The 458-nt window shown below is 65.1% G+C and carries 1 protein-coding gene; it reads left to right on the top strand.

Annotated features, from left to right (window positions below; translation table 11 throughout):
- A partial coding sequence (locus O7A70_RS34030) for a hypothetical protein (protein ID WP_337144236.1) occupies positions 1 to 458 on the top strand: 458 nt, incomplete at both ends.

The following is a 458-nucleotide window of genomic DNA, read 5'->3' as shown; positions in this document are numbered from 1 at the left end:
GCCGCGCACGGTCAGCAACAGCGCACTCGCCCGGTCGGTCGAGGGGTATCTCACTGGCGTGCTGAACCGCGTTGCGCCGGTCACCTTCCTTGCCACCGTCCCGAGCCCGCTGGTGATGACGACCGCTGCGTTCGGCACCGGCAACATGCGGCTCAACTGGAACCCCGACGCGCAGGGCGACACCTATACGTTGCGGTTCAGATCCACCAACTGCTCGACGCAGTTCGATCTCTACAAGCTGCTCTCCAACGGCAACGGCAACGGTGTCGCGTTCGACGCGGCGTCGCCCGCAAATGCCAAGCTCGTCGACACCCTGGCGGACGGAAGCGGCTTGTTCGAGGCTACCTTCGTGGCGAGCGGCGCGACTGTGTCGGGCACGGCGTATGATTTCACCGGGTTGCGGCTGAGCATCTACAATCCGGTCAACCAGCCCGTGACGGTCGACACGGTCGTTGTCG

Source organism: Mesorhizobium sp. Cs1299R1N1 (assembly GCF_037179655.1).
In the GTDB taxonomy this organism is placed as follows: Bacteria; Pseudomonadota; Alphaproteobacteria; order Rhizobiales; family Rhizobiaceae; genus Mesorhizobium; species Mesorhizobium salmacidum.
The sequence above is the reverse complement of the archived record's forward strand: the minus strand, read 5'-3'. Positions and strand labels throughout refer to the sequence as shown.